Genomic DNA, 24,144 nt, shown 5'->3' with positions numbered 1-24,144 from the left:
TCGAAGAGCGCGCCCAAGCGGGCTGCGCTCGACGAGCCTCTTCTCGACTCAAAGAGCCGTGCGCTGCCGGATGGCGGCCGAGAGCGTGCCTTCGTCGAGATAGTCGAGTTCGCCTCCGACGGGCACGCCATGGGCCAGCCGCGTCACGCGTACGGGCAGGTGGGCGAGGAGTTCCGTGATGTAATGCGCCGTCGTCTGGCCATCCACCGTGGCGTTGAGCGCCAGCAGGATCTCGGACACGCCGGGCTCCGACGCCCGGGCGACGAGGCGGTCGAGGTTGAGATGCTCCGGGCGCACGCCGTCGAGTGGAGACAGCACGCCTCCGAGCACGTGATAGCGCGCGTTGAGGGCACCGGCCCGTTCGAGCGCCCAGAGATCCGAGACATCCTCGACAACCACGATGATGCCGGGATCGCGCTGCGGGTCGGCGCAGATCGTGCAGGGATCGGACGTATCGACATTGCCGCAGGTCGAGCACACGACAATCCGCTCGCTCGCCACGCGCATCGCTTCGCTCAACGGCGCGAGCAGCGTGTCGCGCTTCTTGATGAGATGCAGCGCTGCGCGCCGGGCCGAGCGCGGGCCAAGGCCGGGTATGCGGGCGAGCAGCTGAATCAGCCTCTCGATTTCGGGACCTGCAACGGACACGGCCATAGGTGGTCAGAACAGGTTGAGACCGGGTGGAAGCGGCAGCCCCTTCGTGACCTCTGCGAGGCGCTCCTGGCTGACGCGCTCGGCCTTCGTGCGCGCATCGTTGAGGGCAGCCACGAGGAGATCCTCGAGGATCTCCTTCTCGTCCGGCACGAGGAGAGAAGGATCGATCTGGACGGATTTCACCTGGCCGCGCGCCGTGACCTTCACGGCGACCATGCCGCCACCCGCCGCTCCATCGACTTCGAGGTTTTCGAGTTCCTCCTGCGCATCCTTCAGCTTCTGCTGCATGGCCTGCGCCTGCTTCATGATCCCCATCAGATCACGCATCACTCTCTCCGTTCCGCCTTGGTTTCACTCGCCGTTTGCCCGGTGCGCACCGGGCGCCGGCCCATTCATCAGAGGTCGTCGTCCGTTTCGAGTTCCCGTGCTGCTGCGGCATCCTCGGTGCCGAGGAGATCCGTCTCTGCCGTGGAATCATCGGCAGCGCGCACCTTTTCCACGACGTTGACGATCTGCGCGCCGGGGAACCGGGACAGCACCGCCTGCACGAGCGGATGGTTTGCCGCCCCCTCGGTTCGCTGGCGCGCCGCGGCCTGCTGCTGCTCATAGAGCGTCGGGGTGTTCGAGGACGCCGCAAGGGCGACGACCCAGCGCACGCCGGTCCACTCCTGGAGAACACGGCTCAGATCGTTCGCCAGGGTGCGATTGCCACCCTCGGCGAGCGCGAACTCGATCTGGCCTTCCTCGAAGCGCACGAGGCGCACGTCCCGTTCGAGAGCGGTCTTCAGGCTGATCTCGCGCCTCTCTCCGGCGAGGGCCACCACGTCCTCGAACCGGCGCAGGCGCAGAACCGGAGCTGCATTCTGCGCGGGCGCCGGAGCCTGCCGTTCGGGGCGTGCATTCACGGTGGCGAGCGCCAAAGACGCACTGGGGCCTGCTCCTGGCGAGAAGCCTCCCGAAGGCGATGGGGCGGGCGATGCAGCCGCGCCGTGGCGGGACAGCGCCCGCAGAGCTTCGTCCGGAGTCGGGAGATCGGACGCATAGGCGAGCCGCACGAGCAGCATCTCTGCTGCGGCGACCGGCCTGTTCGACCCCTGCACTTCGGGAAGGCCCTTGAGCAGGATCTGCCAGGCGCGCGACAGCGCGCGAACCGTGAGCCGTTCTGCGAAGGACGCGCCGCGGACCCGCTCGATCTCGGTGAGCGCCGGATCGCGCGCCGCATCCGGGATGAGCTTGAGGCGCGTGACGACATGCGTGAAGGCGGCGAGATCCGACACGATCACGGCCGGATCGGCGCCGGCATCGTAGGCGTCGCGCAGGGCCGCAAAGGCGGCGGGGATGTCGCCGCGCATCACCGCCTCGAACAGGTCGATGATCCGGCCCCGGTCGGCGAGTCCGAGCATGTCGCGTACGATCGCCGCGGTGACCGTCCCCGCGCCGTGGGCAATCGCTTGGTCGAGCAACGAGAGGCTGTCGCGCACCGAGCCTTCGGCCGCCCGGGCAATCGCCGCGAGAGCGTCCTCATCTGCGGTCACGTTCTCGGCCCGGCAGATGCGCTCGAGGTGCTGGACGAGCACGTCCGCCTCGACCCGGCGCAGATCGAAGCGCTGGCAGCGCGACAGGATCGTGACCGGAACCTTCCGGATCTCGGTGGTGGCGAACACGAATTTCGCGTGTGGCGGCGGCTCTTCCAGCGTCTTCAGGAAGGCGTTGAACGCCTTCTCGGAGAGCATGTGAACCTCGTCGATGATGTAGACCTTGTAGCGCGCGCTGACCGGCGCATAGCGGATGCCGTCGATGATCTGCCGGACATCCTCGATGCCGGTATGGGATGCGGCGTCCATTTCCAGCACGTCCACGTGCCGCGATTCCATGATGGACTCGCAGTGGATGCCGAGCTCGGGCATGTGGACGGTCGGCTGACCGGTTCCGTCGGCACGCTGATAGTTGAGTCCTCGCGCCAGGATCCGGGCCGTCGTCGTCTTGCCGACGCCGCGCACACCGGTAAGCATCCAGGCCTGGGGAATGCGTCCGGTCTCGAAGCCATTCGACAGCGTGCGGACCATCGCCTCCTGACCGATCAGGTCATCGAAGGTCCTGGGGCGATATTTGCGGGCGAGAACCCGGTACGGCGTCGCTGCCGGACTCGCTGGCGAAAAACCGGGCAGAGCCAGCTCGTCGAGGGGAGGCGTGCCGGCTACGGTGTCGTCCATCGGCAGGTGAGCTAAGAAACTGGACGGCGCTTGAGCCGAATGGGAGCACCAGGTGGGAGGCTGGACGAAGACCCGTTCGGTCTCGTTAGGGCTGCTTCCTTCCGGACCTGACCCGGTTGGCGAGTGAGACGTCCCTCGCCAACCTCCCGGCCGTTATATGGCCTTTCGAACGCGCAAACGCAAGAAGCGTCAGGGCGCAGGAGGCAGAGCGGGGAGCGGACGCAAGAGGATGCGGATCGCGCCACTCTCGTCTAATAACTGGCCGGATGACACCCTCCCTCGTGCCGAAAGCCGATTCGCCGCCATTGATCCCGGGTCTCCTGTCCTGTTCGGGAGTTCGACCGGAAAGGCAGCCTCCGCGATGACGCCCGCCTTCACCCTCGACCCGCGGCTCGCGGAATCGACGCGGCCGATCGGCGACCTGGCGCTCTGCCAGGTGCTTCTCCACGACGATTCCCGCTTCCCTTGGCTCGTTCTCGTTCCGCGGGTGCCGGGCGCGAGCGAACTGACGGACCTTGACCGAGCGAGCGCGGCCGCGCTCATAGACGAGATCCGGATCGCCGTCCGGGTGATCGAGGAGATCGCCAAGCCCGATAAGATCAATGTCGGCGCCCTCGGGAACATCGTGGCGCAGCTTCATGTCCACGTCGTCGGTCGCTTTCGCTCCGACCCGGCCTGGCCCAGCCCCGTCTGGGGCCATGGCGAGCGCCGCCCCTATCCCGACCATGCCGCGCAGGCGCTGATCGACCGCGCGGCAGCCCTCTTCGCGGCGGCCTGACCGATGCACCTTCCTGCCTTCTCCCTGAACCCCCTCGTACGCCATAGCGTCGAGCACCCCGCGGACGCCCTCGAGCGTCACCGCAACGAGCCCGGAACCGCACATCTTCTGATCGCCGGCGATATCCCCATTCTCCGAGCCGGCGAGCCCGGAACCGCGCTCCTGGATGCAGCCGGCCTGTCTCGTGCCGGCGAGCTCTTCGAGGATGTCTTCCTCGGGACTCTGGAGGGACGGCCGGTCGTGGCAACCCTCGCCTCACCTTCGGCTGCGGATCTCTACCGGGACGATCCCGGCTTCACGGTCACGGATCTCCGCTCGGTTGCCGTACGCGGGCTCGTTCCTCCGGAAGAGCTCGGGCTCCTCGCGACCGCAAAGTCAGTCCTCGACTGGCACCGGCGGCATCGGTTCTGTGCGGTCTGCGGAACGCGGACCGTTCCGGCCCAGTCGGGCTTCCGCCGCGACTGTGGATCCTGCGGCGCCCAGCATTTCCCGCGGACCGATCCGGTCGTGATCATGCTGGTCGCCCGGGGCGAGTTCTGCCTTCTCGGACGCCAGAGCCGGTTCCTGCCGGGAATGTATTCGTGTCTCGCAGGCTTCCTTGAGCCTGCCGAGACGATCGAGGACGCGGTCCGCCGCGAGACTTTCGAGGAGGCCGGGGTACGCGTCGGGGCGGTGCGATATCACTCCTCGCAGCCTTGGCCGTTTCCGTCTTCCCTGATGATCGGCTGCATCGCTGAGGCCACGAGCGAGGAGCTCAACGTCGACCGCGAGGAATTGGAGGATGCCCGCTGGTTCTCCCGGGACGAGGTGAAGCTGATGCTGGCAGGCCGGCACCCGGCAGGCCTCTCGGCGCCGCAGCCGATTGCGATCGCGCACCACCTTCTGCGGGCTTGGTGTTACGCGGAATCGCCTTGACCAAGCCTTTCCGGCCCGATCGTTACTCTGCCTCGAGACGGACTACCTCGCGGTGCGGATGCGCCGGGTAGACGCCGAGGATCCGCATCTCCTTCGAGAAGAAGGCGAGTTCCTCCAGGGCTCGCTTCAACGGCAGGTCCTCGGGATGACCGTCGACCTCGGCATAGAACTTCGTGGCCGCGAAACGCCCCTCGAGCATGTAGCTCTCGAGCTTCGTCATGTTGATGCCGTTGGTCGCAAAGCCTCCGAGCGCCTTGTAGAGCGCCGCGGGAAGGTTGCGGACCTGGAAGACGAAGCTCGTGACCATCGGGGCCGAGTTCCGCTCCGCCCACCGGGCCGTGCGCGACAGGATGATGAACCGCGTAGTGTTGTGTGACTCGTCCTCGACATCTTCGGCGAGGATCTTGAGACCATAGACGTCGGCCGCGAGGCGCGGCGCCAGGGCCGCCCTCGTGGGATCGCCGGCCTGCGAGATCTCTCGCGCGGCGCCCGCCGTGTCGCCAGCCACATAGGCCTTCAACCCGAGCTTCCGGATGATCTTGCGGCATTGCCCAAGCGCATGGACGTGGCTGTGGACGGAGTGGATCGTGCCGAGGTTGGCGTCCGGCACGCCCATCAGCTGGAAATGGATCGGGAGGAAGTGCTCCCCGATGATGTGCAGGCCGGAATTCGGCAGGAGGTAGTGAATATCGGCGACGCGGCCGGCGATGGAGTTCTCGATCGGGATCATGGCGAGCGCCGCCGGCCCATCCGAGACGGCCGCGAAGGCGTCCTCGAACGTCGCGCAGCCTAGCGGCTCGAAGTCCGGGTAGACTTCCTTGCAGGCGATATGAGAGTTCGCGCCGGCCTCCCCCTGGAAGGCGATTACCTTGTTCATGTCATTCCCCGATTGTACGGCCTATGAGGGATCACTCGGACCGCCGCCTCTGCGCAAGGACCGCACGCGCCCGTTCGAGATCGTGGGGGGTATCCACCCCGAGCGGCACGTCCTCGACGAGGACCGCATCGATCCGCATGCCCGCCTCGAGCGCCCGCAACTGCTCCAGTCGTTCCCGCCGCTCGAGCGGCGACGGCGGAAGACTTACGAAGCGCCGCAGCGCGGCCCGGCGATAGGCGTAGAGGCCGATATGGTGATAGAGCGGCCCCTCCCCCGATGGAGCCGTCGCCCGTGTGAAGTAGAGCGTGCGAAACCGGCCCGGAACGATCTCGCTTCCGACCATCTTCACGACGTTCGGATCGGTCCGTTCCTCGGAGCGGGTGATCACTGCGACGAGGGTTGCGATGTCGACACCCGTATCGGCGAGGGGAGGTACGGATGCCGCGATCGCACCCGGATCGATCGTCGGGAGATCCCCTTGGACATTGACGACGATGTCGTGCCGGCCGTCCGGATCGAGGCACTCGACCGCCTCGTGGATCCGGTCCGATCCGGAGACATGATCGGCGCGGGTCATCACCGCTGTGCCTCCCGCCTGCTCCACCGCCTCCAAGATCTCGGGAGCATCGGTCGCAACCGCAACGGGTCCGATCCCGGCCTCGACGGCCCGCCGCCAGACATGGACGATCATCGGCTCCCCTGCAATTTCTGCGAGGGGCTTGTTCGGCAGCCGGGTCGCCGAGAGCCTGGCGGGAATGAGGACGATAGGGGCCGACATTATCGCCCCGCCCTGTACCCGGATGAGATGAGCATGAAGGGATTCGGCATCACTGGAACGGGAGAAAAATCATCGCGCCCTAAGAGGGCGCGGCCGCGCTTTAGCAAGCGCACTCATTCTTGTCAGGTCTCGAACTGCGTCCCGAACGGACGGCTCCTCTCCATTCGCGCAATGCGCGTCACTGCGACGCAAAGACCGGCGAAAGAGCCATTGCCAGACCCCGCCGACTACGGCTAAGCAACGGCGCGCCGCGCGGGCACTCGCTTGCGCGCTCCGGACGTGCGTGCCGACGCCCGTCGATCGAGGCCTGGAGAGTTCGTTTCCTCATGGACAATCTAGAAACTAACAAATTCGCGGGCGCACTATTCGGGACGCTCCTCTTCGTCGTTGCCATGAACGTGATTGCGAGCGGCCTCTTCGCGCCGAAGAAGCCCGCTGTTCCGGGCTACGATCTTCCGGCGCCGGCCGAGGGCGCCGAGGCGGCGTCAAGCGCGCCGGCAGCCCCCGCCGAACCGCTCCCCGTGCTGCTCGCGAAGGCCGACTCTGCCAAGGGCCAGACCGCAGCCAAGAAGTGCGCTTCCTGCCATAGCTTCGAGAAGGGCGGCCCCAACAAGGTCGGCCCGGATCTCTACGGCGTCGTCGGACGTCCCGTCGCCTCCCATGAGGGCTTCAATTATTCGGCGGCCTTGAAGGCCAAGGGGGGCAACTGGACCTACGAGGATCTGGACGCCTTCATCACAAGCCCGAAGAAAGCCGTTCCGGGCACCGCCATGGCTTTTGCGGGAATCGGCCAGGCCCAGGAGCGGGCCGACCTGCTCGCCTATCTCCGCACTCTTTCGGACAACCCGGAGCCGCTTCCTGCGGCGCAGTGATGCCGGGCTGAACGGTCCCGCGCCGAACTGCCGGGTCGTTCCGTTCCACCGACTTCCGACAAAGCCCCTCGCCGAGGGGCTTTGTTTTTGCAGCGGAACCTATCCGAGTCGAAAAAGAGCCCGGCGCAGATCACTGCTATACCGGCCCGAGTTCCTGCGCGGTTTCCGCGACGCGTCGCAAAACGGCCTGACGCAACCATGCGTGTGCGGGATCCCGGTCGTAGGATTCGTGCCAGAGCAGCGAAACGGCGATCTCGTGCAATTCCACCGGCGGTGGGCTGAGGCTGAGCCCCAGCTTCGAAGCAAAGAAGCGAGCCAGCCGCGCGTGCATCGTGACGACGACCGGCGCTCGCGCCACCAGAAATGGCACTGCCAGAAAGCGGGGCGTGGTGAGCACGACATTGCGCTGCAGGCCCAGCTTCGCCAGTGCATCGTCCACGACGCCCCGCTCTCCGGGGCGCAAACTCGTGAGCAGGTGGGGCAGCCGCACGTAGTCGTCGAGCGAGATCGGGCCGGTGATCCCCGTCCGCTCTGCATTGAACATGCACAGATAGGTTTCCGTGAACAGGAGACGCCGCTTGTGGTGCGCCTGCCCCTGCGCGAAGTCCCCGTAGCCGATCGCAAGATCGAGGCGATCGGCATCGAGATCTTCCAGAAGCTGTGAGGAATCGATGTTGTGCAACCGGAGATGGATGCCGGGTGCGACCTCGCAGAGATGGGCGAGGAGCGAAGGGACGATCATGATCTCCACGCTGTCCGGCAGCCCGAACCTAAACGTACGCTCCGCCGTCCGCGGATCGAAGGCCTCGTCTCGAGAGACCAGGGCCTGAACCTGAGACAGGATGGCCCGCACAGGCTCGATCAAGGCCAGCGCACGGGGCGTGGGCCGCATGCCCTTGGGCCCTCGGGTCAGCAACTCGTCTCCGAACAGGTCTCGCAGGCGCGCGAGATTGTGGCTCATGGCCGACTGGCCGAGACCGACGCGGGCTGCAGCGCGCGTCACGCTCCGCTCGGTAAGCAGGGCATCGAGGGCGATGAGGAGGTTCAGGTCCAGACGGGCAAGATTGACGTGATCGATAGTCATCATTGATCCAATCTGTTGGACTAATGATGATAGTGAAACCACTTTCCTGAGTAACGGCCGCACCGTGCTGCGGGCACGGCGGCCCACCCTCAGGAGATGACTATGACCCTTCGAACCACCATCCTTGCCGCGTCCGCATGGGCCCTCATCGGTGCGGCCCATGCGGACGGCCTGCAACCGATCGAGGCCCGGCACATAGATCTCGGCGAGGTATCCGGCATTGCCTACTACACCGTCGAGCGCGACGGCTTCCGGGTCGTAGCGACCCTGGCGCGGGACAACGGAACGCCCATGCGCATCGAGACTGTCCTCGCTCCGAACCAGAGCATCGTGCTCTCCACGGCCCGCGAGGCGGGCGCTGCCCCCGGCCTAATCGAGATCAGCCGGCGGAACGATCAGGTGCTTGTCAATGGGGCCGTGGCGCACTGAGCCGGATCGGCATTTTCACCGAGTTGCAGGGCAGACGGGGAGCGTGGCGGACGCCACGCTCCCCGTCGGCAATGCGATGCATGCCCTCATCGCGCCTCGATCAACCAAGCCGCCGCCACGATCGATTTTCGGTCTCTTGCTCACGCGCTCTCTCCGTTTTGGGTATAGGTCCCGTCACGTCCGGCCGTTTGATCGGGCGGATCGTCACTTGCCCTGCAGGGATGCCGGACAAAGATAACTGCCGGGTCCAACAGCCGGAGATGCCCGTGATCCGACACCTTCTTGCCGCGGTTTTCGCGGCCATCGCGGCGCTTGCCGCACCGGCCGCCATGGCTCAGGGCGAGACGTGGCGCCACGGCGCGGCGCTTCTCGGCGAACCTAAATATCCCGCAGGCTTCCCGCACTTCGACTATGTAAACCCGGATGCTCCCAAAGGCGGGCTCGTACGGCTGGGTGCGCAGGGGACCTTCGACAGTTTCAATGTCGTAGTGGCCGGCGTGAAGGGGCAGGTCGTCCAAGGCATCGCACTCGTCTACGAGACGCTCACGACGGCAGCTTTGGACGAGCCGAGCGCGTCCTACGGCCTGCTCTCGGAGAGCTTCAGCTATCCGGACGATTTCTCCTCCGTGACCTTCCGTCTCCGGCCGGAAGCGCGATGGCACGACGGGAAGCCCGTGACCGCCGACGACGTCGTGTTCTCCTTCACGGCCCTCAAGGCGAACAGCCCCATGTACGCCTTCTATTACGGGAACGTCACGAAGGCGGAGAAGCTCGGCGAGCGCGAGGTTCGCTTCCTGTTCAATCAGACAGGCAACCGCGAGTTGCCGCAGATCATGGGGCAGCTTCTCGTTCTCCCGAAGCACTGGTGGGAGGGAACGGGCCCGGACGGGCGGCCGCGAGATGTCACGCAGACGACTCTGGAGCCACCGCTCGGCTCAGGGCCCTATCGTCTGAAGAGCTTCGAGACGGGTCGCGTGGCGAGCTTCGAGCGCGTGCCGGACTACTGGGGACAGGATCTCAACGTCAACAAGGGCACGAACAACTTCGACGAGATCCGCTACGAGTACTATCGCGACGCGACCGTCCTGCTCGAAGCCTTCAAGAGCGACCGGATCGATTTCAGGTCCGAGAACTCGGCCCGCAACTGGGCGACCGGCTATGATTTTCCGGCCAGAAACGAGGGCCGGGTCGTCCTCGAGGAGTTTCCCATTCGCGCCACCGGCGTGATGCAGGCATTCGTCCCGAACCTGCGGCGCGACCAGTTCAAGGATCACCGGGTCCGGCGCGCCCTGAACCTGGCCTTCGATTTCGAGGACATGAACAGGACCCTGTTCTTCGGCCAGTACGAGCGCATCTCCAGCTATTTCCACGGCTTGGAGTTGGCCTCCACGGGCCTCTCGGAAGGGCTCGAGAAGGAGATTCTGGAAAGTGTGCGGGACAAGATTCCCGCATCCGTTTTCACCACCCCTTATACCAACCCGGTGGGCGGAACCCCTGAAAAGACCCGCGCCAACCTGAGAGAGGCCGACCGCCTGCTACGGGAAGCCGGGTGGGAGCTGAAGGGCCGCAATCGCGTGAATGCGCGGGGCGAACCGCTCTCGATCGAGCTCCTCGGCGACGATCCGAACGACGAGCGAGTTTTCCTGCCCTACAAGGCCGCCCTGGAACGCCTCGGCATCGCCGTATCGGTGCGCACGGTCGATCCCGTTCAATACGTCAACCGCGTGCGCAGTTTCGATTTCGATGTGGTTTCGAATGTCTGGGCGCAGTCGATCTCGCCCGGCAACGAACAGCGCGAGTTCTGGGGCTCGCAGGCCGCCGATCGCCTCGGCTCGCAGAACATCGCCGGCATCAAGGATCCCGGTGTCGACGCCCTGATCGACCGCGTCATCTTCGCAAAGTCCCGCGAGGAGCTCGTCGCCGCCACGAAGGCGCTCGACCGCGTTCTTCTGGCTCACGACTACGTCGTGCCTCAATGGACTTACCGCTTCCAGCGCACGGCCCGCTGGAACCGCTACAAGCATCCCGACACGATGCCGCGCTACGGGGCTGCCGCCTTCCCGACGATCTGGTGGTACGATCGGACGGAAGCGGCGAAGACCGGCTCGCCTTGAGCCACCTGGGGCTCCGCTTGCGGGCCCAGGTGGCTCTCGATCGCGTGGCCGGAGATCTGATGCAGAACCCGCCGGGTGCGGAAGACGGGAGTTTCGGGATGTGGCATCCGACACGACGACATGTGCTTGCCGGGAGCACAGCCCTTTTAGCGGGTGCGCGGCTTGCAAGGCTGCCGGCCCGCGCCGAAGCCGAGGAAGAAACGCATGGCCTTTCGAGCTTCGGCGACCTGAAATACGGCCCCGATTTTCCGCACTTCGACTACGTCAACCTGCAGGCCCCGAAGGGCGGAACGCTGGTCCAGCAGATCAAGCAGGCGACCGGGAATCAGAGCTTCGACACGTTCAACACGCTCAACATCTTCGTCCTGCGGGGCGACGGCGCCGCCGGCATGGGCGCCACCTTCGACACCCTGATGTCAGGCTCCGCCGACGAGCCCGATGCGCTCTACGGGCTCGTTGCTCGGAGCGTCCGCATTTCGCCGGACAAGCTGATCTACCGGTTCCTTCTTCGCCCGGAGGCACGCTTCCATGACGGCTCACGCTTGACGGCGCGCGATGCCGCCTTCTCGCTCAATATTCTGAAGAAAAAGGGACACCCGACCTTCCGCGCGGTTCTCCGCGAGCTTGCGGCTGCAGAGGCGGAAGCAGATGACGTGCTGCGCGTAACCTTTACGCCGCAACGCAGCCGCGACCTCCACCTCGTCGTCGCGGGCATGCCGATCTTTTCCGAAGCATACTGGAAGGATCGCGATTTCGAAGCATCCACCCTCGAATCCCCCCTCGGGTCGGGGCCCTACAAGGTTGGGCGTTTCGAGGTCGGGCGCTTCATCGAGTTCGATCGGGTCTCCGATTACTGGGGACACGATCTCCCCGTGCAGGTCGGGCAGAACAACTTCGACCGGGTGCGCTGGGAATATTTCCGTGACCGGACGGTCGCCTTCGAGGCCTTCAAGAACGGCACTCTGAACTACCACGAGGAATACACCTCGCGATTCTGGGCGACGAACTATGACTTCCCCGCAGTGCGCGAGGGAAAGGTCAAGCGCGACGAGATCCCGAACGATATGCCGGCGCCGATCCAGGGCTGGTATTTTAACCAACGCCGGGAGGCCTTCAAGGACCCGCGGATCCGCGAAGCCGTCGGCCTCGCCTTCGACTTCGAGTGGGTGAACCAGAACATCATGTACGGCGCCTATCGGCGCACCACGTCCTATTTCGAGAATTCCGAGATGAAGGCCGTGGGCCCACCGAGCCCCGAGGAAATCGCTCTCCTCGAGCCGTTCCGGTCGAGCCTGCCGCCTGCGGTCTTCGGAGAGCCCGTGACGCCGCCCGTGTCCGACGGATCGGGTCAGGACCGAAAGCTTCTGCGCCGGGCCGACGAGCTGCTGCGCGCCGCCGGATGCAAGCGGGACGGTGGAATCCTGCGTCTCCCCAACGGCCATCCCTTGGAGATTGAGTTTCTCGATTCCAATCCCGCGCTGCAACCGCACACACAGCCGTTCCAGGCCAATCTCAAGCGCTTGGGGATCCAGGCGCGTTCGCGTCTGGTGGACGCGGCGCAATACCAGCGCCGGATGGAGGAGTTCGACTTCGACATGGCGAGCCGTGCACTTGGGGGCTCGCTGACTCCCGGGGACTCACTGCGGGTGGTCTTCGGATCGGAAGCTGCGCGCACGCCGGGCAGCCGGAACATTGCCGGCATCGCGGACCCTGCGGTCGACGCCCTCATCGAGCGCATCGCCAATGCGAAGTCCAGGCCCGACCTGAACCTCGCATGCCGGGCCCTCGACCGTGTGCTCAGGGCGGGCCATCACTGGGTCCCGATGTGGTTCAAGGACACGGACTGGATCGCTTATTGGGATGTCTTCGCGCGGCCCGAGAGGAAGCCGCGCTACGGCTCCGGAGCTCCCGGGACCTGGTGGTTCGATGCCGCCAAGGCCCAGCGCATCGGCCGCGCCTGAGGCGTAAAGGCCTCGGCTACGCTTTCCCTCGGGTAGAAGGCGTGATCTAAGGCTTCGTCCGGAGTTGGAGGACTGGGAACTTGCAGGACCCTGAGCGTTGGCGCCGCCACCCTCACCCGCCCCTTGTGGGAGAGGTCGGCCCGATTTGGCAGAACGAACCCAAATGTACCTTCGCCTCGCCCTTTGTGGGAGAGGTGATGTGCGCGCTGCCTCACTGATGGTTTGATGTTCGCGTATATCGCCCGCCGACTGCTTCTCATGATTCCGACTCTGCTCGGCATCATGCTCGTCTCCTTCGCGCTGGTTCAGTTCGCGCCGGGCGGTCCGATCGAACGGATCATCGCGCAGATCCAGGGCCAGGATTCCGGCGCCACATCCCGGATCTCGGGCGGCACCGGCGATTTCTCCGGTGCTCAGGGGCAGCCAGGCGGGGCGGGTGGAGATACATCGTCCCGCTACCGCGGCGCGCAGGGCCTCGATCCGCAATTCATCAAGCAGCTCGAGGTGCAGTTCGGCTTCGACCGGCCGGCTCACGAGCGCTTCCTCAAGATGCTCTGGGACTATGCCCGCTTCGATTTCGGGCGCAGCTATTTCCGCGACATCTCTGTGGTCGAGCTCATCAAGGAGAAGCTGCCTGTCTCGATCACGCTCGGCCTGTGGATGACACTGCTCTCCTATGCGATCTCGATTCCGCTCGGGATCCGCAAGGCCGTGCGGGACGGATCATCCTTCGACGTCTGGACCTCCGGCGTGGTCATCGTGGGCTACGCGATTCCGGGCTTCCTCTTTGCGATTCTCCTGATCGTCCTCTTCGCGGGCGGATCCTTCTTTCAGATCTTTCCCTTGCGGGGACTCACGTCGGAAAACTTCTCTGAGCTCTCACTCGGCGGGAAGATCCTCGACTATCTCTGGCATATCACGCTGCCGATCATCGCGATGTCGCTCGGCGCCTTCGCGACCTCAACACTTCTGACGAAGAACTCCTTCCTGGACGAGATCCGCAAGCAATACGTGCTGACCGCCCGCATGAAGGGCCTGTCGGAACGCGCCGTCCTGTATCGCCACGTGTTCCGCAATGCGATGCTCATCGTGATCGCCGGCTTTCCGGGCGCCTTCATCGGAGCCTTCTTCTCCGGCGCGCTGCTGATCGAGACGATCTTTTCGCTCGATGGTCTCGGACTTCTCTCGTTCGAATCGATCGTCAACCGTGACTATCCCGTGGTGTTCGCGAACCTCTACATCTTCTCCCTTCTGGGCCTCCTCGTGAACCTGATCTCCGACCTGACCTATACCTGGATCGACCCTCGCATCGACTTCGAGGCCCGCGAAGTATGAAGCTCTCACCGCTCATGTCGGTCCAGCGTCACCATTGCCGGAGCCTCTGCCGGTGAACGAGAACGTTCCCATCGCGTCGCCTGCGGCCGCTCCCACGGCGCCGCCTCTGCCGCGCGAGGGCTTCATCCGGCTCTCGCCCCTCAACCGGCGGCGCCTGAAGAACTTTCGCGCAAACCGGCGGGGTCACTGGTCCTTCTGGATCTTCACGATCCTGTTCATCCTCAGCCTCTTCGCCGAGTTCATCGCGAACGATCGCCCGATCATGGCCTCCTACAAAGGCGAGACGCTGTTCCCGATCTTCGTCGATTACCCGGAAGAGAAGTTCGGCGGATTCCTGGCCACGACCGATTACCGCGATCCGGTCATCGCGAAGGAAATCAATGACAACGGCTGGATGCTGTGGCCGCCGATTCACTTCTCCTACGACACGCATAATCTGGATCTGCCGGTTCCTGCGCCCGCGCCCCCGACCTGGATGTTGACCGACGAGCAGTGCCGGCCGCTGGCGGAACGAAACGGCGGCACCGGATGCCGCGACATCGAATGGAACTGGCTCGGCACCGACGACCAGGGCCGGGATGTCGTTGCACGTCTGATCTACGGCTTTCGGATCTCCGTGCTGTTCGGTCTTATCCTAGCAGGGATATCCTCCATCGTGGGAGTCGCCGCCGGCGCCGTGCAGGGTTACTTCGGCGGCTGGCTCGATCTTCTCTTCCAGCGCTTCATCGAGATCTGGACCGCGATCCCGTCGCTCTACCTGCTGATCATCATCTCTGCCGTCATCACGCCGAGTTTCTTCGTGCTGCTCGGCATCTTGCTGCTCTTCTCGTGGGTCTCGCTCGTAGGCGTCGTGCGCGCGGAATTCCTGCGCGCCCGCAATTTCGAATATGTGCGCGCCGCGCAGGCGCTTGGACTGTCGAACACCGCGATCATCCTGAAGCACCTTTTGCCGAACGCCATGGTCGCGACGCTCACCTTCCTACCCTTCATCCTCAATGGCTCCATCACTACCCTGACCTCGCTGGACTTTCTGGGCTTCGGACTACCGCCGGGCTCTCCGTCGCTCGGCGAGCTGCTCGCGCAGGGCAAGGCCAATCTTCAAGCCCCCTGGCTCGGCCTCACCGGCTTTCTCGTCATCGCGATTATGCTCTCGCTCCTGATCTTCGTCGGCGAGGCGGTGCGCGACGCCTTCGATCCGCGAAAGGCCTTCGCATGAACGAGCCGCTCCTCGATGTGCGCGACCTGTCCGTCGCCTTTCGCCAGGACGGGGCGGATCTTCTCGCGGTCGACCGCGTCTCGTTCTCGATCCGCAAAGGAGAAACCCTCGCTATCGTCGGCGAGTCCGGATCCGGCAAGTCGGTTTCGGCCCTGTCGATCCTGAAGCTTCTGCCCTATCCCACCGCCCGGCACCCGAGCGGCAGCATCCACTTCAAGGGACGCGATCTCCTCGCCGCATCGGAGGATGAGCTCCGCCAAGTGCGGGGTGACGACATCACCATGGTCTTCCAGGAGCCCATGACATCGTTGAACCCGCTCCACACCGTGGAGCGGCAGATTGGCGAGATCCTGCAGCTTCATCGGGGCATGTCTGCAGCGCAGGCGCGGGCGCGGACGCTCGAGCTCCTCGACCTCGTGGGGATCCGCGATGCGGAGAGCCGGCTCGGCGCGTTCCCGCACCAGCTCTCGGGTGGCCAGCGCCAGCGCGTGATGATCGCGATGTCGCTCGCGAACGAACCGGACCTGCTCATCGCGGACGAGCCCACGACGGCTCTCGACGTGACCGTGCAGGCGCAGATTCTCAAGCTGCTGGCCGAGCTGAAGAACCGGCTCGGCATGGCGATGCTCTTCATCACTCATGATCTCGGGATCGTCCGGAAGGTCGCCGATCGCGTTTGCGTGATGCTGAAGGGCCGCATCGTCGAGGAAGGCCCGGTCGCTACGATCTTCGCCAATCCAAAACACGAATATACGAGACGGCTTCTGGCGGCCGAGCCGAAGGGACGTGCCAATCCTGTTGCGGCCCGAGCGCCGGTCGTCGTCGAGGCGGGGCCCGTCAAAGTCTGGTTCCCGATCAAGCGCGGCTTCTTCCGGCGGACCGTCGGCTACGTGAAAGCGGTCGACGGGGTTTCGGTCCAGATTCGCCAGGGCGAGACCCTCGGCGTCGTCGGAGAATCCGGATCGGGCAAGACGACGCTCGGACTCGCGATCCTGCGGCTCATCTCCTCCGAGGGACCGATCGTCTTTCTGGGCAAGCGGCTCGATGGGATGCCCAGAAGAGCGCTGCGACCGATGCGCAAGAACCTTCAGGTCGTGTTCCAGGATCCTTACGGCTCGCTGTCGCCGCGGATGTCGATCGCGGAAATCATCGCCGAAGGGCTTCTCGTACAGGAGAAGGCGCTGTCCTATCGCGAACGGCGCGATGTCGTGGCTCGCGCCATGCACGATGTCGGGCTCGATCCGAACACGATGGATCGCTATCCGCACGAATTCTCCGGCGGTCAGCGCCAGCGCATCGCCATTGCGCGGGCCATGGCGCTCGAGCCGCATTTCGTCATGCTCGACGAGCCGACCTCCGCCCTCGACATGTCCGTGCAGGCGCAGATCGTCGAGCTGCTGCGCGAACTCCAGAAACGCCACCAGCTCGCCTACATGTTCATCAGCCACGATCTCAAGGTTGTGCGTGCGCTCGCCAACCATGTGCTCGTCATGCGCGACGGAAAAGTCGTCGAGGAGGGGCCGGCCGAGCGCCTTTTCGCGGAGCCCCGGACGGAGTACACCCGCGCGCTCTTCAACGCCGCCTTCCACCTGGAGACGGCCGGCACCGGCGTCGTGCGGGAGTGAACCGCGATGTCGCTGGATCGCGTGACGGCCTTCCCGGAGACCTGACATGCCGCGCGCTCTGCTGATCGTTCTCGATTCCGTCGGCATTGGCGGCGCATCGGATGCTGGCGCCTATGACGACGAGGGAGCCGACACGGTCGGGCACATTGCGGAAGCCTGCGCCCGCGGCGCGGGAGACCAAGAAGGGTTGCGCGAGGGTCCGCTCGCCGTGCCGTTCCTGTCCGCGCTCGGACTCGGGCTCGCCTGCGAAGCCTCGACCGGGCGCGTGCCGCCCGGGCTCGCGGCGCCCGGTGAGGATTCGCCTCGCGTCGGCGGAGCCTGGGGCTATGGCGTCGAGACCTCGAAGGGTAAGGACACGCCGTCGGGCCATTGGGAGATCATGGGCGTTCCCGTCAATTTCGACTGGGGCTACTTCCCGACGACGATTCCGGCCTTCCCCGAAGAGCTCACCGAGGCGATCATCCGCGAAGGCGGCCTACCCGGCATTCTCGGCAACCGTCATGCCTCGGGGATCGTGATCATCGAAGAGGAAGGCGCCGAGCACATGCGCACCGGCAAGCCGATCCTCTATACTTCCGTAGACAGCGTCCTGCAGATCGCAGCCCATGAGGAGACGTTCGGGCTCGAGCGTCTTTACGATCTCTGCATCATCGCGCGGCGGCTCTGCGATCCCTACCGCATCGGCCGGGTGATCGCGCGGCCGTTCACAGGCTCGCCCGAGGAGGGCTTCGTCCGGACGGCGCACCGCAAGGACTTCGCGACGCCTCCGCCCTCCGACACCCTGCTCGATATTCTCGCGAAGGCAGAACGGCCCGTGATCACCGTCGGAAAGATCGGCGATATCTTCGCGCATCGCGGCACCGGCGAAGAGATCAAGCCACACGGCAACGAGGCCTGCCTCACGGCTGCTCTCGAAGCCATGGCCCATCTGCCCGATGGCGGCCTCGTCTTCGTCAATCTCGTCGATTTCGATACCGAGTTCGGTCATCGGCGTGACGTACCGGGATACGCCGCCGCGCTCGAGGCCTTCGACCGCCGGATCCCGGAGATCCTTCAAGTCCTTCGACCGGGGGATCTCGTCGTGATCACGGCGGATCACGGCAACGATCCGACGTGGCGTGGCACGGACCATTCGCGCGAGAATGCGCCGATCCTGTGCTTCGGGCCCGGCATCCAGCCCCGGGAACTCGGCCGCCGCGAAAGCCTCGCCGATATCGGTGCGACACTTGCCGATCATCTCGGCGTGCCCAGGCCTGCGGCGGGACGGTCCTGGCTTCAGGACGAGCCTGCACCGGGGGCATGAGGTTGAGGGCCGCGCCTCCCGTCAATGCCACCAAGGATGGATGCGGCCGCCCGAAAGACCGTCACACGAAGCGGCAGCGAACACGTTGACGCTCCTGGGGTTTCGGCTCAGACTTCGATCTCTGTCAGGAGAGGGCTCCTCGGGATGTCCGGGGAGCCTTCGCCGTTACGGACATACAGATGACCGCCAACCGATCGACTCATATCCGGCTGACCTCGCACCCGGAGCCGAACACGGCCACGGCTCGCTTTCCGATCCGCTGGGGCGCTGCCGACCCGAAGGAACGAGGGCCGGTCATCGGATCGGTCACAAATCCCGGTGACCGGAACGTCATCGGAGCGCATGGCGGCTCCTACTCGATCTACCGGGCGCTGGCGATTTCCGCCCGCGCGCTCAATCCGGTCGCTCGGCCCGACCTCCGCAACACCCATCCGACCACGGAGATCGGTCCTTACCCGCAATGGTCGGAGCCGGGCCGGATCGTCTCCCTCGACCCTTGGGGCCATTGCGTCGGCGAGGTGTTTCGCGACGAGATCGCCGCCGGTGTCGACATCCGCCCGACGATCGCGGTCACGAAGGCCCGCCTCAACATGCCCGAGATCCAGGCGTCGCTCGGGACGCGGCTGCGCGCGGACGGTGGCATCCTCCATGCGTCGGGTGACATTTCCGTCACCAAGGTCGCGATCGATCCCGTCTGGTACCTGCCCGGCGTGGCCTCCCGCTTCGGCGTATCCGAGGGCCAGTTGCGGCGCACGCTGTTCGAGCAGACGGGCGGCATGTTTCCGGAGCTCGTCACGCGCCCGGACATGTCCGTGTTCCTGCCCCCGATCGGCAACATCACCGTCTACATCGTCGGCGATGTTGCTGGTCTCGCCGATCCGAAGCGCCGCATCTCCTGCCGCGTTCACGACGAGTGCAACGGCTCGGATGTGTTCGGATCCGACATCTGCACGTGCCGGCCCTACCTCGTGCACGGCATCGAGGAATGCGTGCGCGAAGCGCAGGACGGCGGCGTGGGCGTGATCGCCTATAACCGCAAGGAGGGGCGCGCCCTCGGCGAGGTCACCAAGTTCCTCGTCTACAACGCCCGCAAGCGCCAGGAAGGCGGCGATTCCGCCGCCACCTATTTCGAGCGCACGGAATGCGTGGCGGGCGTGCAGGATGCACGGTTCCAGCAGCTCATGCCCGATGTACTGCACTGGCTCGGCATCCGGCGTATCGATCGCCTGATGTCGATGTCGAACATGAAGTACGACGCGATCACCGAGTCCGGGATCGAGGTCGTGGAGCGCGTGCCCATTCCGCCCGAGCTCGTGCCGCCGGATGCGCAGGTGGAGCTGGAGGCCAAGAAGGCAGCGGGCTACTACACGCCGGACGGCGGCCCTGACGAGGAGAGTCTCGCCCGGGTCAAGGGGCGCGATCTCGAGCGCTTCTAGCCGTCGCCCACCGTCCCTCTTCTCCCCTCGCAGCGCAGGCCGTCGTGAACCGAGATTTGCCCCCTGAAGCCGCCGCCGCTCATCGCCTTCTGTCCGCTGCTGCAGTGCGCGAGCGCGCCCATCAGCTTCTCGATCAAGGACTGGCCGGACGGCTCGAGCATTTCACGGTCCATCCGGATCGGCTCGGAGGCTGTGCCGACGAGGTCGTGACGACGATCAAGGCTGCCTATCCCGATCTCGACGTTCCGTTTCACGCCCGCTGGCGCCACTTCACGGCCGGAGGCCTTGACCGGTGGGAAACCGTGTCCAGCCTCGCCGCCTTCGACAGCGAGCCCGCCATGGCGCGCGCGGCCTTCGATCTCGCGATCATCTCCGTGCTTCTCGATGCCGGTGCCGGACCAGCCTGGCGTTACGAGGAGGGCCGCACGGGCGAGACCTATTCACGCTCGGAGGGCCTCGCGGTCGCGAGCTTCGACATGTTCATTGGCGGCAGCTTCTCGAACCACCCGGAGGATCCTTTCCGGGTCGACGGGGAGGCCCTCGCGAGCCTGACCGCGGATGAACTCGCTGCAGGCTTTCAGGTCTCGGCAGAGAACCCGCTCGTCGGACTCGAGGCGCGCGCCGCCCTGTTGCGCCGGCTCGGCCAGGTCGTCGCCGGGGCGCCGGAGGTCTTCGGCCGGGAGGATGATCCAAGGCCGGGTGGCCTGTTCGACGTGATTGCCGCGACAGCGCGCAGCGGCCGCATCGTGACGCCTGCCGTGCTGGGGGCGCTGCTCGAGCATCTCGGCCCGATCTGGCCCTCGCGGATCACGCTCGGCGGTGTCGATCTTGGCGACACTTGGCGGCATCCGCTCGCCCATGCGGATGATGCCTCGGACGGGCTCGTGCCGTTTCACAAGCTGTCCCAGTGGCTCGCCTATTCCCTCCTGGAACCGCTGTCCTGGACCGGTTTCACGATCGAGGAAGTCGACGGGCTCACCGGTTTGCCGGAATACCGCAATGGCGGCCTTTTTCTCGACACCGGAGTTCTGGCCTTGCGCGACCCGCAAGATGCGGCTCGGTCCCATACGGTCGATTCCCAGCTCGTCGTGGAGTGGCGGGCTTTGACGGTCGCGCTCCTCGATCGTGTCGCTGACCTCGTCCGCGAGAGGCTCGGCCTGTCCGCCGCGGATTTTCCGCTCGCCAAGGTCCTCGAGGGCGGCACCTGGGCCACGGGACGCCGGCTGGCCCGGGAGCGCCGCGCCGACGGTTCGCCTCCGCTCTCGATTGTCAGCGACGGGACGGTATTCTAGGCGCGTGGCCGAACGGACTTGCAGCCATCAGTTTCGAGCATTCATCGCCAGGGGCAGATACATGGAAGGCGTCACGATCGTCGATCACCCGCTCGTGCAGCACAAGCTCACGCTCATGCGGGAGGCGAAGCGCTCGACGAAGGGATTTCGGCAGTTGCTCAACGAGATCGGGATGCTCCTCTGTTACGAGGTCACCCGCGATCTGCCGACCGAGATGGTCGAGATCGAGACGCCGCTCACCCACATGAAAGCCCCGCAGATCGCGGGCAAGAAGCTCGTCTTCGCGCCGATCCTGCGGGCTGGGGTCGGCTTCCTCGATGGAATGCTGACGCTGGTCCCTTCGGCACGCGTCGCGCATATCGGGCTCTATCGCGATCCCGAGACGCTTCACGCTGTCGAATACTACTTCAAGGCGCCTTCGGATCTCGCGGATCGCCTGACTCTCGTTCTCGATCCGATGCTCGCCACGGCAAATTCCGCCGTCGCGGCGATCGATCGCCTCAAGGAGCGCGGAGCGCGCGAGATCCGCTTCGTGTGTCTCCTTGCGGCTCCCGAGGGAATCGAGAAGCTCCGGGGCGCACATCCCGACGTACGTATCTGGACCGCAGCGGTGGACGATCACCTGAACGACCATGGCTACATCATTCCCGGCCTCGGCGATGCCGGCGACCGGATGTTCGGAACGCGGTAGGCTCGCACTTCGGTTGTCACGACCACGAGCAGAAGAGCGGCCGGCATGCGCTTCATCCTGGCGGATTGGGGAACGACGCGTTTCCGCGCTTATCTCGTCGAGAGCGAAACGATCCTCGATCGCGTCTCGGCTCCATCCGGCGTGTCCGTCCTGAAACCCGGTGAGCACGCTGGCGTGTTCTCCCGCCAATGCGGGCATTGGCTGTCAGAAAATCCCGACGCTCCGGTAGTTCTCGTCGGCATGGTGGGAAGCCGCGAGGGCTGGGCCGTTGCGCCCTATGCGCCCTGCCCCGCCGATGCCCGCGACATCGCCCGCGCGATGGTGCCGGTCGACCTCGGGAACGGGCGGCAGGCTCATATCGTGCCGGGCCTCCTCTTCGAGCCGGCTCCCGAGGCCTGTGATGTCATGCGGGGCGAAGAGACGCTGGCGCTCGGCTCCGCCATTGCGGACGGGCTTGTCTGCCTGCCCGGCACGCATTCGAAATGGGTTGTGATGAGCGGCGGGCGGATCGAACGCTTCGCCAGCTACATGACCGGCGAGATGTATGCGCTGTTGCGCGAGCACTCGATGATCGGGCGTCCGGCGACCGAGCCGGGCGACCCGTCCGGCTTTGCGATGGGGCTCGCCGCAGCGGAGCGCAACCGCGGTGAGGATCGAGCCGCCCGTGTCGGCCTTCTCAATCTCCTGTTCGGCGCGCGCGCCGCAGTGGTCGCCGGGAAGATGGAGCCGGCGCGGCTCGGGCCCTACCTCTCCGGCCTCCTCACGGGTGACGAGGTCAATGGAGCGCTCAGCCAGTTTGCCGGCTACGACAGCGTGACGATCATCGCCGATCAGGCGAGAGCTGATCTCTACGTGAGCGCGCTCGAAGCGCGTAGACTCCACAGCACCGTGCGCGCGCCCGAGACCGCCCTCGTCGTCGGGATCGCGCAGATCCTCAGGTGCCGGGATGCGCCTTGATGCACTCCTCCACCCAGGCGACACCCACCCACAAATTGACAAACCCGGCGGCCCGATGCCCGCCCAACGGACTGGACCGACATGTTCCCAAAGCCGCAGAGCGACCTTGTCCCGAACACCTATGAATACGAGTCCCTCCCGCTCGTGAAGCCGACAGGCTTTCGCGAATACGATGCCCGCTGGCTGTTTGAGAAGGAACTGAACCTCATGGGCGTCCAGGCCCTCGGGATGGGGATCGGGACGCTGGTTCACGAGCTCGGCGTCCGTCCCGACATCGCGACGGGACACGACTTCCGTGGCTACTCGTCCTCGATCAAATACGCGCTCATCTCCGGCATGATGGCGGCTGGTCTGCGCGTGAAGGATATCGGTCTTGCACTCTCGCCAATGGCCTATTTCGCGCAGTTCGAGCTAGATTGCCCCTGCGTCGCGATGGTGACAGCCTCGCACAACGACAACGGCTGGACAGGGGTCAAGATGGGCGCGAACCGGCCCATGACCTTCGGGCCGGAGGAGATGAGCCGCCTGAAGGAGATCGTGCTCGGCGCCGCCTTCAACCTCCGGGGCGGCGGCTCCTATGAATTCGTCGAGAACTTCCCGGCGCGCTACATCGCCGACCTCACCAACCGGCCGAAGCTCGAGCGGCGCCTCAAGGTCGTCGCGGCCTGCGGCAACGGCACGGCCGGCGCTTTCGCGCCGGAGATCCTGGAGCGGATTGGTTGTGAGGTCATCCCGCTCGACACGCAGCTCGATCACACCTTCCCACGCTACAACCCGAACCCCGAGGACATGAAGATGCTTCATGCCATCGCGGACAAGGTGCGCGAGACGGGAGCGGATGTCGGCCTCGGCTTCGACGGAGACGGGGACCGCTGCGGCGTCGTCGACAATAACGGCGAGGAGATCTTCGCCGACAAGATCGGCGTGATGCTCGCCCGCGATCTCTCGAAGCTGCATCCGGGCGCGACCTTCGTGGTCGACGTCAAATCAACTGGGCTTTTCCTCACCGATCCGGAACTGCAGGCTCGGAACGTTCGCACGGACTACTGGAAGACCGGCCATTCCTACATCAAGCGGCGGGTGAACGAGCTCTCCGCTCTCGCGGGCTTCGAGAAATCCGGCCACTTCTTCTTCAACAAGCCGGTCGGACGCGGCTACGACGACGGCGCCCTGACGGCGATTGCCGTCTGCGAGATGCTCGACCGGAACCCCGGCAAGTCGATGGCGGATCTCTATGTGGAATTGCCGAAGACCTGGGGCTCACCCACGATGTCGCCGCATTGCGCGGACGAGGTTAAGTATGGCGTCGTGGATTGGGTGATCTCGCGCTTCAAGAGCATGAAGGAGACGGGCGAAGCCGTCGGCGGTCACGCGATCCGCGATCTCGTGACCGTCAATGGCGTGCGCGTGATCACGGATGACGGAACATGGGGCCTCGTGCGCGCCTCGTCCAACAAGCCGGAACTCGTCGTAGTCGTAGAAAGTCCCGCTTCCGAAGCGCGCATGCGCGAGATGTTCAAGGCGGTTGATGGTGTGCTGCGCGAGAATCCAGAAGTTGGGGCTTACAATCAGACGATTTGATGGGCTGGGAGAATAGCTTGCAAGGTCGGCGCT

The 24,144-nt window shown here is 65.3% G+C and carries 21 protein-coding genes and 1 other RNA gene; 15 read left to right on the top strand and 7 right to left on the bottom strand.

The annotated features are described in order from the left end of the window. Positions 1 to 48: 48 nt before the first annotated feature. From recR to ffs, 4 genes are all read right to left on the bottom strand, one after another. Entirely contained in the window at positions 49 to 654 is a 606-nt protein-coding gene (gene recR, locus BN1233_RS05055) for a recombination mediator RecR (protein WP_046862258.1), read from the bottom strand. Between the two features lie 6 nt (positions 655 to 660). Further along, positions 661 to 981 carry a YbaB/EbfC family nucleoid-associated protein gene (locus BN1233_RS05050; RefSeq protein WP_046862257.1) on the bottom strand — a complete coding sequence of 107 codons (321 nt, stop codon included), beginning with the start codon at positions 979 to 981 and terminating at the stop codon, positions 661 to 663. Positions 982 to 1,049: 68 nt separating this feature from the next. After that, positions 1,050 to 2,867, bottom strand: a complete 1,818-nt coding sequence (locus BN1233_RS05045; protein ID WP_046862256.1) for a DNA polymerase III subunit gamma/tau — start codon at positions 2,865 to 2,867, stop codon at positions 1,050 to 1,052. 51 nt (positions 2,868 to 2,918) lie between these two features. Next, positions 2,919 to 3,015: signal recognition particle sRNA small type (gene ffs / locus BN1233_RS44115), an RNA gene on the bottom strand. Positions 3,016 to 3,228: 213 nt separating this feature from the next. On the opposite strand from ffs, the gene BN1233_RS05040 reads away from it, so the two are divergent. Both BN1233_RS05040 and nudC read left to right on the top strand, forming a co-directional pair. Continuing rightward, entirely contained in the window at positions 3,229 to 3,645 is a 417-nt protein-coding gene (locus BN1233_RS05040) for an HIT domain-containing protein (RefSeq protein ID WP_046862517.1), read from the top strand. A 3-nt stretch (positions 3,646 to 3,648) separates the two neighbouring features. Continuing rightward, entirely contained in the window at positions 3,649 to 4,560 is a 912-nt protein-coding gene (gene nudC, locus BN1233_RS05035; RefSeq protein WP_046862255.1) for an NAD(+) diphosphatase, read from the top strand. Between the two features lie 22 nt (positions 4,561 to 4,582). Here nudC and BN1233_RS05030 read toward each other — a convergent pair whose 3' ends face one another. Further along, the gene (locus BN1233_RS05030; RefSeq protein WP_046862254.1) at positions 4,583 to 5,437 is read right to left on the bottom strand and encodes a prephenate dehydratase; all 855 of its coding nucleotides are present in this window, start codon (positions 5,435 to 5,437) and stop codon (positions 4,583 to 4,585) included. 31 nt (positions 5,438 to 5,468) lie between these two features. After that, on the bottom strand, positions 5,469 to 6,215 hold the full coding sequence (locus BN1233_RS05025) for a 3-deoxy-manno-octulosonate cytidylyltransferase (RefSeq protein WP_046862253.1): 747 nt from the start codon (positions 6,213 to 6,215) through the stop codon (positions 5,469 to 5,471). A 326-nt stretch (positions 6,216 to 6,541) separates the two neighbouring features. On the opposite strand from BN1233_RS05025, the gene BN1233_RS05020 reads away from it, so the two are divergent. Further along, positions 6,542 to 7,087 (top strand): c-type cytochrome, encoded by a 546-nt coding sequence (locus BN1233_RS05020; RefSeq protein WP_046862252.1) that lies wholly within the window; start codon positions 6,542 to 6,544, stop codon positions 7,085 to 7,087. A 136-nt stretch (positions 7,088 to 7,223) separates the two neighbouring features. Here the strand turns inward: BN1233_RS05020 and BN1233_RS05015 are convergent, their stop codons facing one another. After that, the gene (locus tag BN1233_RS05015; protein WP_046862251.1) at positions 7,224 to 8,171 is read right to left on the bottom strand and encodes a LysR family transcriptional regulator; all 948 of its coding nucleotides are present in this window, start codon (positions 8,169 to 8,171) and stop codon (positions 7,224 to 7,226) included. 102 nt (positions 8,172 to 8,273) lie between these two features. Between BN1233_RS05015 and BN1233_RS05010 the strand changes: the two genes are divergently transcribed. From BN1233_RS05010 to BN1233_RS04955, 12 genes are all read left to right on the top strand, one after another. Beyond that, positions 8,274 to 8,600: a hypothetical protein gene (locus tag BN1233_RS05010; protein WP_046862250.1), complete on the top strand. Its 327-nt coding sequence runs from the start codon at positions 8,274 to 8,276 to the stop codon at positions 8,598 to 8,600. Between the two features lie 260 nt (positions 8,601 to 8,860). Next, positions 8,861 to 10,714, top strand: a complete 1,854-nt coding sequence (locus BN1233_RS05005) for an extracellular solute-binding protein (RefSeq protein ID WP_046862249.1) — start codon at positions 8,861 to 8,863, stop codon at positions 10,712 to 10,714. Between the two features lie 98 nt (positions 10,715 to 10,812). Then, positions 10,813 to 12,675, top strand: a complete 1,863-nt coding sequence (locus BN1233_RS05000) for an extracellular solute-binding protein (RefSeq protein ID WP_046862516.1) — start codon at positions 10,813 to 10,815, stop codon at positions 12,673 to 12,675. Positions 12,676 to 12,900: 225 nt separating this feature from the next. After that, the gene (locus BN1233_RS04995; RefSeq protein ID WP_046862248.1) at positions 12,901 to 14,010 is read left to right on the top strand and encodes a microcin C ABC transporter permease YejB; all 1,110 of its coding nucleotides are present in this window, start codon (positions 12,901 to 12,903) and stop codon (positions 14,008 to 14,010) included. Positions 14,011 to 14,062: 52 nt separating this feature from the next. Next, complete coding sequence (locus BN1233_RS04990; RefSeq protein WP_046862247.1) at positions 14,063 to 15,226, top strand: ABC transporter permease; 1,164 nt, start codon at positions 14,063 to 14,065, stop codon at positions 15,224 to 15,226. Beyond that, complete coding sequence (locus tag BN1233_RS04985; protein ID WP_046862246.1) at positions 15,223 to 16,851, top strand: ABC transporter ATP-binding protein; 1,629 nt, start codon at positions 15,223 to 15,225, stop codon at positions 16,849 to 16,851. The genes BN1233_RS04990 and BN1233_RS04985 overlap by 4 nt, the downstream gene beginning before the upstream one ends. 46 nt (positions 16,852 to 16,897) lie before the next feature. After that, positions 16,898 to 18,154, top strand: coding sequence for a phosphopentomutase (locus BN1233_RS04980; protein WP_046862245.1), 1,257 nt, complete (start codon positions 16,898 to 16,900; stop codon positions 18,152 to 18,154). Positions 18,155 to 18,333: 179 nt separating this feature from the next. Continuing rightward, a complete protein-coding gene (locus tag BN1233_RS04975) occupies positions 18,334 to 19,590 on the top strand; it encodes a GTP cyclohydrolase II (RefSeq protein WP_046862244.1) in 1,257 nt (418 codons plus the stop codon). Positions 19,591 to 19,634: 44 nt separating this feature from the next. Beyond that, complete coding sequence (locus BN1233_RS04970) at positions 19,635 to 20,882, top strand: URC4/urg3 family protein (protein WP_147706958.1); 1,248 nt, start codon at positions 19,635 to 19,637, stop codon at positions 20,880 to 20,882. A gap of 61 nt (positions 20,883 to 20,943) precedes the next feature. After that, on the top strand, positions 20,944 to 21,573 hold the full coding sequence (gene upp / locus BN1233_RS04965; protein WP_046862243.1) for a uracil phosphoribosyltransferase: 630 nt from the start codon (positions 20,944 to 20,946) through the stop codon (positions 21,571 to 21,573). Positions 21,574 to 21,618: 45 nt separating this feature from the next. Further along, positions 21,619 to 22,530, top strand: a complete 912-nt coding sequence (locus BN1233_RS04960) for a 2-dehydro-3-deoxygalactonokinase (protein ID WP_046862242.1) — start codon at positions 21,619 to 21,621, stop codon at positions 22,528 to 22,530. A gap of 81 nt (positions 22,531 to 22,611) precedes the next feature. Next, positions 22,612 to 24,111, top strand: coding sequence for a phosphomannomutase/phosphoglucomutase (locus BN1233_RS04955; protein ID WP_046862241.1), 1,500 nt, complete (start codon positions 22,612 to 22,614; stop codon positions 24,109 to 24,111). Positions 24,112 to 24,144 lie beyond the last annotated feature (33 nt).

It is taken from the genome of Microvirga massiliensis (assembly GCF_001006805.1).
Lineage (GTDB): Bacteria > Pseudomonadota > Alphaproteobacteria > Rhizobiales > Beijerinckiaceae > Microvirga > Microvirga massiliensis.
Note: the sequence above shows the minus strand (reverse complement) of the source record. Positions and strands in the feature narration are given on the sequence as shown.

Coding starts and splice junctions, on each gene's coding strand:
- recR (WP_046862258.1), bottom strand. CDS start 654: ATGGCCGTGTCCGTTGCAGGTCCCGAAATCGAGAGGCTGATTCAGCTG.
- BN1233_RS05050 (WP_046862257.1), bottom strand. CDS start 981: ATGCGTGATCTGATGGGGATCATGAAGCAGGCGCAGGCCATGCAGCAG.
- BN1233_RS05045 (WP_046862256.1), bottom strand. CDS start 2,867: ATGGACGACACCGTAGCCGGCACGCCTCCCCTCGACGAGCTGGCTCTG.
- BN1233_RS05040 (WP_046862517.1), top strand. CDS start 3,229: ATGACGCCCGCCTTCACCCTCGACCCGCGGCTCGCGGAATCGACGCGG.
- nudC (WP_046862255.1), top strand. CDS start 3,649: ATGCACCTTCCTGCCTTCTCCCTGAACCCCCTCGTACGCCATAGCGTC.
- BN1233_RS05030 (WP_046862254.1), bottom strand. CDS start 5,437: ATGAACAAGGTAATCGCCTTCCAGGGGGAGGCCGGCGCGAACTCTCAT.
- BN1233_RS05025 (WP_046862253.1), bottom strand. CDS start 6,215: ATGTCGGCCCCTATCGTCCTCATTCCCGCCAGGCTCTCGGCGACCCGG.
- BN1233_RS05020 (WP_046862252.1), top strand. CDS start 6,542: ATGGACAATCTAGAAACTAACAAATTCGCGGGCGCACTATTCGGGACG.
- BN1233_RS05015 (WP_046862251.1), bottom strand. CDS start 8,171: ATGACTATCGATCACGTCAATCTTGCCCGTCTGGACCTGAACCTCCTC.
- BN1233_RS05010 (WP_046862250.1), top strand. CDS start 8,274: ATGACCCTTCGAACCACCATCCTTGCCGCGTCCGCATGGGCCCTCATC.
- BN1233_RS05005 (WP_046862249.1), top strand. CDS start 8,861: ATGCCCGTGATCCGACACCTTCTTGCCGCGGTTTTCGCGGCCATCGCG.
- BN1233_RS05000 (WP_046862516.1), top strand. CDS start 10,813: ATGTGGCATCCGACACGACGACATGTGCTTGCCGGGAGCACAGCCCTT.
- BN1233_RS04995 (WP_046862248.1), top strand. CDS start 12,901: ATGTTCGCGTATATCGCCCGCCGACTGCTTCTCATGATTCCGACTCTG.
- BN1233_RS04985 (WP_046862246.1), top strand. CDS start 15,223: ATGAACGAGCCGCTCCTCGATGTGCGCGACCTGTCCGTCGCCTTTCGC.
- BN1233_RS04980 (WP_046862245.1), top strand. CDS start 16,898: ATGCCGCGCGCTCTGCTGATCGTTCTCGATTCCGTCGGCATTGGCGGC.
- BN1233_RS04975 (WP_046862244.1), top strand. CDS start 18,334: ATGACCGCCAACCGATCGACTCATATCCGGCTGACCTCGCACCCGGAG.
- upp (WP_046862243.1), top strand. CDS start 20,944: ATGGAAGGCGTCACGATCGTCGATCACCCGCTCGTGCAGCACAAGCTC.
- BN1233_RS04960 (WP_046862242.1), top strand. CDS start 21,619: ATGCGCTTCATCCTGGCGGATTGGGGAACGACGCGTTTCCGCGCTTAT.
- BN1233_RS04955 (WP_046862241.1), top strand. CDS start 22,612: ATGTTCCCAAAGCCGCAGAGCGACCTTGTCCCGAACACCTATGAATAC.